At 64.6% G+C, this 6,309-nt stretch carries 6 protein-coding genes; all 6 read right to left on the minus strand.

Going from position 1 to position 6,309, the window contains the following annotated elements:
* Positions 1-278 precede the first annotated feature (278 nt).
* Complete coding sequence (locus tag GSQ90_RS07480) at positions 279-1,181, minus strand: sterol desaturase family protein (RefSeq protein ID WP_158814124.1); 903 nt, start codon at positions 1,179-1,181, stop codon at positions 279-281.
* 33 nt (positions 1,182-1,214) lie between these two features.
* Positions 1,215-2,240, minus strand: coding sequence for an aromatic acid exporter family protein (locus tag GSQ90_RS07485; protein ID WP_158814125.1), 1,026 nt, complete (start codon positions 2,238-2,240; stop codon positions 1,215-1,217).
* Complete coding sequence (locus tag GSQ90_RS07490; RefSeq protein WP_158814126.1) at positions 2,237-2,716, minus strand: MarR family winged helix-turn-helix transcriptional regulator; 480 nt, start codon at positions 2,714-2,716, stop codon at positions 2,237-2,239. The genes GSQ90_RS07485 and GSQ90_RS07490 overlap by 4 nt, the downstream gene beginning before the upstream one ends.
* A gap of 468 nt (positions 2,717-3,184) precedes the next feature.
* Positions 3,185-4,795 (minus strand): acyltransferase, encoded by a 1,611-nt coding sequence (locus GSQ90_RS07495; protein WP_158814127.1) that lies wholly within the window; start codon positions 4,793-4,795, stop codon positions 3,185-3,187.
* Positions 4,792-5,421: a TetR/AcrR family transcriptional regulator gene (locus tag GSQ90_RS07500; protein WP_158814128.1), complete on the minus strand. Its 630-nt coding sequence runs from the start codon at positions 5,419-5,421 to the stop codon at positions 4,792-4,794. Before GSQ90_RS07500 ends, GSQ90_RS07495 begins: the two co-directional genes overlap by 4 nt.
* Positions 5,422-5,571: 150 nt before the next feature.
* Positions 5,572-6,309: AraC family transcriptional regulator (locus GSQ90_RS07505; RefSeq protein WP_246731444.1), on the minus strand; the 738-nt coding region annotated here is incomplete at its 5' end.

The raw sequence follows: 6,309 nt of genomic DNA on the forward strand, positions 1-6,309 counted from the left end.
GTCGCTGAAACGGCGCGATGGCTACCTGGGTTGCCTCTCGTCGCATCCAAGATGCGGGCAGCCGCTATAACGCTCGGGCTTTACAGTGACGCTTTACTAAAGCCCTGATTGAATCTTCAAAGGAGGATTTTGTAAAGTGTGACTGCAAAGCCGGTCACGTACGTTGCGCAATCGAGGGGCCGGACACTAAGTGGCCAGGTGATGGGCGACGCTCCAGTCGCGTGTCACGGTAACCCCAGCTTGCCCTCCAACCGGGCAAACCCGCATTGTCGCGCTGGCTATTCCGCGGCATGCGGCATGGCAGCGCCGGTTCTGGCGCGGCGACGAAGCTCCTCGGTTGTCTCGCCGGGGCCATCCGGCCGCCATCCCGGCGGCCTCGCCAAAAAGCCGAATATGTCCGCGATCTTCCGTGCGCGAAACAAATCGATCATCAGGCCTCGCCATTGGTCGAACTCGATGCGCAGCGGATTATAGCTCGTCTGCGGATGGACCAATCCATAGCGACAGGGCAGATCCTCGCGCTCCGCGATATAGGTTCCGAACAAGCGGTCGAAAATGATGAGAACGCCGCCGTAATTGGCGTCGAGATATTCGACATTCACAGCGTGATGAACGCGGTGAGCCGACGCCGTGTTGAATATCCATTCGAGCGGACCGAGCTTGGGAATCCAGGTGACGTGAATCCAGGTCTGATAAAGCAGATTGAACGTGAGCGTCAGCAAAACGGCCCTTGGCGGAAAACCGATCCAGACGAGCGGCACAAAGAAAATCGCATCGCCGAACACGTGACCGAAAATAAAGCTGCGGTAGGACGCCGACAGGTTGAGGTGATTGGGCGAGTGATGGACCGCGTGGTTGATCCAAAACCAGCGAATGCGATGCGAGGCGCGGTGGAACCAATAGTAGAAGAACTCCTGTCCGAAAAACAAAAGCGCGATAGCAAGCCAGTTGTCGATGGCGATTGTCGTCAGTCGAAAGCTCCAGGCCAGCGCGAACATCGGCGTCGCGACGGAGAGCGGCAGCGCGATCAAAGCGATATTGCGCACGATAAAATTAAGCAGCGAGAGTCCCAATTCACGCCAGTCGACTTTTTCACGGCGTGAAAGGAGAAAGGCTTCGATAAGAGAGGCCAGGATGATGGTCGGCACGCTGATCATCAACAGGAATTCCGGGGTTTTCATAACGGCTCCGTTGTCGACTGGTGAGAGAAGGATTCAGCACGCCGATTTCAGACCGGACCTTTTCTCGGCGTGACGGGAGAGCGCGCGCGCGTCCTCGCGCAGCAATCGCAGCGGCCCGGCGAGCGAAGCCGCCAGCGCGCACGAACCTGTTTCGGCAAGATCGCCATCCTGCGGCTCAGATGCGTTCGCCGTCCGGCCGCTCTCGACGGCGTCCGCCGCGGCGAGCAAGGCTGCGCCGGCCAACTGAGCCGATCGCCGCCACGAGCCGCTGCGATCGCGACGCGCCTGCGCGGCGACGAGCCTTCCCAGGACGGCGGCGTCCTGCATGACGCGGCCCGTGGAGCCCACCAATCGCTTCCACTGATCCCCGGAATCGCGGCGGCGCAAGAGGGACGCCATCCGATCCGCGTCTACGGCTAGGACGGTCAAGCGCTTGAGCGCCGACTGGGATGCGTCGCCCGCCGACGGCGATCGCGGCTCGCTCGACGCCGCCGTTGCGCCCGCATCCGCCAGGCGCCGCGCCGCGCTCCGCAACAATCTCGCGCATCCCAGGCGAAGCCGATCGCCGGAGCGCCATTGGGCCAGCAGGAGCGCCACGATCATCGCGGCGGCGACCCCGACAATCACCTGCGCCAATCGCAGGACAGCGACGCCGACGCCGGCATGTTCGGCGACGCCCGCCGAGGACAAGACGATCAGCGCGCCGATCGGGGCGCCGCGCATCGCGGGCGCCATCCCGCTCATAAACGCCAGCAGCGCGACGATGGCCAGCGAGATGGCGACGGCGTCGCCCCCACGCTGGATCAACCAGACGCCCAGGACGCCGCAAAGCGCGCCAAGCGCCGTGCTGGCGGCGCGGTCAAGGCCGGCGGCGAGCGTCGATTCAGCCGCGGAGCGCATGACGATCAGCGCCGTCATCACCGCCCAAAAGCGCTCGGGCAGGCCGGTCGCCGCGGCGGCCGCGAAGGCGGCCACGACGCCAAGCGCCATCTGAAACCCCTGACGCGTGGTTCCGGCGTTTATGGCGGACTGAAGCGCCAGCAGGCGGGTAAGCTTCACGAGCGTTCGTCCGCGCTTGAGCGCGTCGACCGTTCGGCGAGGGCCTCGTCAAGAGCCAGCAGCATTTCGCAGGCGCGCAGCAGCAGGTTCCGGTCGGCCTCGCTCAACGTGCGTTCGATGACCTCAGCGAGAGATGCGTCGGCGGCCGTTGCGGCGTCGATCAGGCGGGCCCTTCCGCGCGCCGTCAGCGACAGTACGGTTTGGCGACCGTCTATTTTGTCCTGCCTACGGGACACCCAGCGGTCGGCCGTCAGTTCGGCGAGAAGTCGGGTCAACGTCTGCAGTTTCACTTTCTCGCGGCTGGCGAGTTCGCTCGGCGTAATTTTGCCCGCGCGATAGATCTGACCGATGACGCTCAACTTCGCCGTGCTGATTTGGTCGCGCTGCAAATTGGGGCGCAACGTGCGGGCGAGAGGAGAAACGGCGCGACGAATTTGCGCCGCGCAAAATTCGGACGTGGGGGCGTCGGCGGACATGAGTAATTCCTAAGACTGATCTTATAAAGAAAGTAAGATCAGTCTTATTAAATGTCAAGCAGACCCGAAACCGGCATCGTCACGCGTTTCGGACTTGCGGGCGCGCGACCGGCCGGGTCGCCAAGACGATGCAGAAAATCAGCGACAAGGATACCGATCCCCGCCTCAGATCATTCACCAAGCGATTTGCATTTGCGCTGACGGGCGCCTGTGTCGGCGGCGAACCGACGCGCGCGATTGCCGATCGTCTCGCGCGCGAATTCGGCGAAGGAGCCAGGCATCGACGTCAGCATGCATGCGAACGTCGATGCGCGACGGCTCGCCGACCAAACCTATCGCAAAAGCATCCGCGTCAAAAAAACCGCGCCGATCAACACGGCAAGCGCCGAGGGCATAGTGTGGGTCAGCGGCCGGAGCATGAAGGCGGCAATCCATCGCCGGCCTTGGCGCCCAAGCGCCTCGCATCCATCAGAGCAGTCGCGCGATCGGGGGAATGCGGCGGAGCGCCGCGACGCTTCCCCAGCTCAGGGCGACCGCGCCGGCAAAGACTATGCAGCCCTTGGCTATTGGGCCGAGCGCGATCGCGAGCAGCGCGAACTGGAGCCAGACGACGATGGGATAGTGAATGAGGTACATGCCGTAGGAACTGGCGCTGAGGCTGTCGAAGGCTGCGCGGCGCCGGGCGGCGAACCGACAAAAGAGCGCGATGAAGGCGAAGCTGATCGCGCCGCAGCACAAGACGACGGTGAGGTCGCTGAGGAGGCGCGTGGCGAAAGGCAGGGGCTGATGAGCGCGGGCGACCGGCAGGATGAGCGTTATGATGATGGCGAGGCGTAGCACAAAGGCGGCGAGCCCGGCCGCGACCCAAATTGGCCATCGCCGCGCCAGTCCGGCGTTGCGCGCGAGAAGGCCGCGCTGTGCGCCGGCGGCGCCCAGCCATAGCCCGACGAGAAAATAGGTCGCATAGAGCAACGGACGGCTCGCCTGAAATGAAAAGGGACCGAGTGAGAGCCAATTGTCTGAGCCGAAGACCGCCGCCATCGGGACATAGGCCAGCGCCGAAACGACAAGGAGTTTGGCGACGAAGGCCGCCGGGGTGGCAACCATGTTGGCGCGCCGCGCGATCCACGCATTCGCCGTCCAGCGCCCCCGCAGCATGTAGAGGCCGGCTGCGACAGTATCGAAGACAAGCAGCAGCGATATGAACCAAGCGGGACCGCTCGGCCAAAAGCCTTGGGATAGCCAAGCGCTGGCGTAGGCGAAGAAGCCTGGGTCGGCGCCCGCCGCCGCATAAGAAGGATAGTAAGCAAGCGGCATCAGGATTCCGACCACGACGACGAACGGGACGCCTAGTCGAAAAAGTCGATCGCGCAGGAACTTCGCGCCTCCCTTGCGCTCGAGGCTTGGCCAGACGAAAAGGCCGGAGAGCAGGAACATCAGCGCCATGAAGAACGTGTCGTTGAAGACGGCGAGGAGGTCGAACCCGGCCCATCGCTGGGCGTCAACGATCGGCGCAGCCAAAATCTTGAATGTCATCGGTTGGGCCGGCCACATCACCGCATAGGCCAGCACGGAATGATGCAGCAGGACGAGAAGGACGATGAAGCCGCGCAGATAGTCGAAGCGCGCATCGCGAACGCTCGCATCGGGAAGCGGATCGGCCATGCCCGCATGAATGGGGGCGTTGGCGCGCGGAAAGAACAAGGCCAGCGCGGGTCGCGTCAGCATCCAGGCGAGCGCCAGGAACACCAGGGCCTGGGCGCCCTGTTCGATGCGCATCCAGGCGGGAAATGGGCCCGGCAGCGCCGCGACGCCGACAAAGCCGATGGCGCCGAGGGCCGCGATCCACTTCGCGCGGACATAGGCCCAGCGCCGGCCGCGGAGCATTTGCTTGCCGCACAGCAGCAAGAATAGGCTCACGATCAGAATAATCGTCGACCGCACCCAGACCGCCGGCGCAATGCTGTCTCGTAAAGCGAAAGCGACCGTGAGGAGCAAGACGCAAAGGCCGAGATTGATCCATTGCGCGCCCATCACGGGCCGAAGCTGGGCATGGAGCGCGGGGGACGGCGTCGTCATGAGGATGGCCTCCTTGTGGCGAGGGCGAAGATTGTCGCTAGCTCCTTCGCATGCAGCTTGAGGTCGCGGTTGGGCTCGCGCGCCAATAAGGGCGGCACGCCGTCGATGGCCTGGATGATCGTCAGCGCCATCACGCGCGTATTGAAGCGGCGGAACTCGCCGGACCGCTGACCGGCGCGCAGCAGCTCTTCGAGGCTCGCGGCGCGCTGGGCGAGCGAGTCGGGACCGATGACCAGCCCGCCGTCGTCGCGGCGCGCATTCATCGCGATCTCGACGAGGGCGATCAGCGGCTTGCGATAGGCGCCGATGAATGCGAGATCGGATTCGATATAGACGCGCAATCGTCCGGCCGCCGACGTCTCGGCCAGGATGCGCGGCTCCATATAGGCGCGGCCCGCCGCCATCACCTTCTCGATGATCGCGTCCACGATCTCCTGCTTTTTCGGGAAGTGATAGGTGATGACGCCCTTGCTGACGCCAGCCAGCTTGGCGATTTGGTCAACCGAGGCCTTGGCGAACCCCATTTCCGCGATGGCGTCGATCGCGCAGTCGACGATCTGCGCGCGGCGGGCGGCCTCGGCGAATGACCGGTTGTCGGTAGGGATGGGGTTGGATTTAGCACGCATGTGCTAATATTAGGACAGTCGTGCTAAATCGTCAAGCGCGGCTTCAGAGGCTTGCTTGGCTCCGCCCTCCGGGCCGAACCCGGATGCGCGGCGATGTCCGCCGGCGATTGCCACGGGTCGCTTTCGACGAATTCGGCCGCCTGTCAGGCCTCAAACCCGATGGGGCTCGTAGAGCCCTGCGCCTCGAGCCGCGCCTGGCGGGCGTCCGGTGATGCGCTTGAACGCGCGGCTGAAGGCGGCCTGCGAGCCATAGCCCAGACGCTCGGCGGCGGTGTCGATCGGCATGCGGTCGCGGCCGATCCATTCGGCCGCCAGGCGCATGCGCAGTTCCGTCGCATAGTGCAAGGGGGTCTGGCCGGTCACCGTCAGGAAGCGTTCGGCGAAGGCCGAACGCGAGACGCCCGTTTCCGCCGCGAGTTCCGCGACCGTCCAGTTCCGGCCGGGGTCGCGATGCAAGGCGCCGATGGCGCGGCTCAGGCGAGGATCGCGCAGCGCTTCAAGCCAACCGTGGACATCGTTGCAGCCGCATTCCACCCAACCGCGCACGATCGAGGCCGCGACCACATCCGCGAGCCGGGCCAGGATTCCGGCCGAGCCGGCGCGTTCCGTGCGCACCTCGCGCTCCATCGCGTGCAGCATCGGCGCGATCTCGGGTTGCCGATCGAGAAGCGTGTCGACCCGCATGGCGTCGGGCATTAAGCCGACGAGCGGATGCATGCCGCCAAGTTCGAACTCCATGCAGCCGCTGAAGATCAGCGTATCTTTAGTCCGGCAGCTCGCTTCCGGGCAGGCGGAGATCGCGCTGACGCTTGGGCAGAGTTCGGTGGTCTCGAAGGCGTCGACATCGCGGCTCGGCAGGTCGGGCGCCGACACGAGATCATGCGCGCC

Origin of the sequence: Methylocapsa sp. S129 (assembly GCF_009765995.1) — a bacterium.
Lineage (GTDB): Bacteria > Pseudomonadota > Alphaproteobacteria > Rhizobiales > Beijerinckiaceae > Roseiarcus.